Source organism: Chelativorans sp. J32, from assembly GCF_000518985.1.
In the GTDB taxonomy this organism is placed as follows: domain Bacteria; phylum Pseudomonadota; class Alphaproteobacteria; order Rhizobiales; family Rhizobiaceae; genus Chelativorans.
On sequence record NZ_JAEQ01000040.1, the window covers coordinates 1 to 2621 of the forward strand.

The 2621-nt window shown below is 57.6% G+C and carries 5 protein-coding genes; 1 reads left to right on the top strand and 4 read right to left on the bottom strand.

The window, feature by feature from the left end; all coding sequences use genetic code 11:
• Positions 1-254, bottom strand: a 254-nt coding sequence (locus tag CHEJ32_RS27865; protein ID WP_245261272.1) for a UvrD-helicase domain-containing protein, incomplete at its 3' end; no start/stop codon positions are given.
• 21 nt (positions 255-275) lie between these two features.
• Here CHEJ32_RS27865 and CHEJ32_RS27870 point away from each other — a divergent pair.
• On the top strand, positions 276-830 hold the full coding sequence (locus CHEJ32_RS27870) for a hypothetical protein (RefSeq protein ID WP_156936793.1): 555 nt from the start codon (positions 276-278) through the stop codon (positions 828-830).
• A gap of 248 nt (positions 831-1078) precedes the next feature.
• Here the strand turns inward: CHEJ32_RS27870 and CHEJ32_RS0123195 are convergent, their stop codons facing one another.
• The 3 genes from CHEJ32_RS0123195 to CHEJ32_RS27580 all read right to left on the bottom strand — a co-directional run.
• Entirely contained in the window at positions 1079-1276 is a 198-nt protein-coding gene (locus tag CHEJ32_RS0123195) for a hypothetical protein (RefSeq protein WP_028035895.1), read from the bottom strand.
• Positions 1277-1302: 26 nt separating this feature from the next.
• Complete coding sequence (locus CHEJ32_RS0123200; protein ID WP_028035896.1) at positions 1303-1494, bottom strand: DUF1883 domain-containing protein; 192 nt, start codon at positions 1492-1494, stop codon at positions 1303-1305.
• Between the two features lie 933 nt (positions 1495-2427).
• Positions 2428-2621, bottom strand: a 194-nt coding sequence (locus tag CHEJ32_RS27580) for a hypothetical protein (protein ID WP_210164592.1), incomplete at its 5' end; no start/stop codon positions are given.

The following is a 2621-nucleotide window of genomic DNA, read 5'->3' on the forward strand; positions in this document are numbered from 1 at the left end:
ACATAAGCAACCTTGCCGACCATGGTCGCGGACTTGCCCGAGCCCGCCGAGGCGACCAGCAAATTGTTGTCCTCGAGGCGAATGCAGGCTTCGCGCTGTTGATCGGACAGGGAACGCCCGTCGAGATCGTCGAAGAACGCTTGGAATTTTTCCAGCTCGGCGGCGACGAATGCTTCGTTATAGGCTTGGCGAACGCCCGGGTCCGTCAGGAAGGTGAAAGAGGGCGGCAGAGACGCCTTGAGCTTTGCCGGCATCAACTGTGAATTCAGAAGCGGGTGCGCAAGGGCGGCGGCGGCATCGCCTGGCACGCTGGCAATGGCCCGGCCAAGATCGGCCTGAGCGAGATATTGCCTGCTGCCCTCGGTAATTTTTCGAAGCTGGGCATCAACGTCGTGCAAGCGGCCCGTTTCAGCGCCGATGACACCGAAGAGATGGTCATTTATGAAGGTGTGAAGGTCCGCGACCAATTGCGCGGCTGCTTCACCCGTCAGTCCGGAGAGAGTATCCGTTCTGCCGCGCGAACGGATCTCAACGCGGTGCCACAGCAGAGCCTTGCTGGCCGAAATCGACACGATATCGAGGCAGACAAGCTCGACATCGCCATTCTGGCGCAGCCGGATGCGCCCGGACAATCTCGGATCCAGGGTCAGCTTCCATTTTCCGGAAGCAAACACGCGTGCAAGAAAGCCGGGGCGGTATGTCTGCGCCCGGCCGGACAACAATTTGCTCAATGCCACATTCGATATGCCCGGATATCCAGAGTTCAAACTGCCGATTATCAGCAACTTGTTGAGATGTTCCAAACCCGTGGCGAGCGGCTTCTTGAATGATCCGTCCTGAGCGCCGCCGCAGAAGCGACGCTCTGGTCGCTAATCGATGCGGCGCACGCGCACCGCCTTGGGCATGCCCTCGACATGCATGTGCCGGTCGTCGATCACTACGCGGGGCCGGTACTTATACTGATAGCGATAATAGCACTGGTCCTGGCGCCAGACCGTACCGTTGGCGAGCTTGACAATGGTATCGCCGCTCCGCCCGTCCAGGCTCCTGCAATGCGTGTCTGCATCCCCTTGTTCTCCTAGTCGATCCGGCGGACGCGAATGCCGCGGCTCATCCCCTCGACATGCATGACGTTGCCGGACAGCGTCACCGACGGGCGGTACGCGTAGTGATACTCATAGTGATATTCCTCCTGGCGCCATACCGATCCGTCGGTCAGCCGGACGATGGTGTCGCCGTCCCAACCGGTCCATTCATCCTCAATCTGCTTTCTCATCCGGGTCTCTCCTGGCGCGTCCGGGGTCACGCTGCATTCGGCAGGCGCACGGGGGAGCGTTTGGCGAGTCCTCCGACGTAACGATGGCGGCGGCCCGCCTTGTAGTTGCTGAAATTTGAGCCATCCATGAGGCGAACGTTGGCTGCGCTGCCGCTGAGCGTCACCACGACGACACCGCCCCGCTCGACGTGTCCCAGATTGTAATGCGTGAAATTCATCGAGTTCTCCGGTGAATCACCTTTGCTTTAGTGGACACCATCGCACGTAAGGGTGTCACACCTGACATCGACACCGGCGGCAGCTTTCTCATTGTCTGCGCTAAGGCTGAACGTTCCGGAAAGGCATCATGCCATCGGTGCGGCTAAGCCAACAATGTCCGGGAGAATAATCGGAGGCTGTAGCGTATGTTCGGCAGGTGTGGGGATTGACGGTAGCGGTCCTCCGCTACCAGAAATTTCCAGAAATATCAGGCACTTACGAGAAACTTCCTCTTCCGGAATTGTCGCCTAAGCGCTGCTTTGTCGCGTTCACACCAGTTCCACACCATTTTCGGAAAATTCTGACCTCTTCTAGGTTGATCAACAAACTAGGCAAGGTACCGTTCATCGTGGACGAGTGGATCAGATCCGGGTGCAAGAATCGAGACCGGAGTGACATCTTACGAATGTTGCGCTGAGCGCTTTGTTCGTAAGATAGAGGTGACATACGAGAACATCGGAAAACACAATTTCCGCAGCTAGTCGGTTGATGCATATTCCTGTCCGGGCAGGGGAATTAGGTTTAGGACGGCGGTCGGGTTTCGCAAGATCGCTGCGCGCCAGCGGTTCTTCGACAGCAACAGCCTTCTTTTGCGTCGCCAGTTCATCGCCCGGTTTTTGGCGCAGATGTCATGATCGTCGCACATTGTCCTTTCGGTCGGGGTCGCAGCCTCGGCGAATCGAAGCCTGGGCCGTCGATTCCGGTGGCAGTTCTTGGCTTCTCAAGTTCTCCTCGGCTTCGACACATTCCACAACCAGCCCATTCGATGCGGTCTCCGCTTTCCATCGATCGAGTAGCTGCAACCAGAGATCGATCCATTTTTCATTCCCAAGAATCTCGTTGCCCTTGTCAAAGGCCTCCTGCAAACCTTTCCCGAGGACCGAGTCGTTGGCCTAGAAATATCCCTGACATTGCGACCGTGGAATATTGTAAAGCACCCATCGCTCCGCGTAGCGGGCCCCGATAGGCGCGTCATAAGGCGTAACGACATCGCCACCCTCCAAGAGGAAGATTTCAATCCCGAGCGCCCTTGCCCCTTTCGGGGGTGAGCAGAAGAATGTCGTTGGGTCCGGCGATCGTGAAGAAC

Excerpts from the sequence above, each read along its gene's own strand:
- CHEJ32_RS0123200 (WP_028035896.1), bottom strand. The coding sequence starts at position 1,494 with ATGAATTTCACGCATTACAATCTGGGACACGTCGAGCGGGGCGGTGTC.
- CHEJ32_RS0123195 (WP_028035895.1), bottom strand. The coding sequence starts at position 1,276 with ATGAGAAAGCAGATTGAGGATGAATGGACCGGTTGGGACGGCGACACC.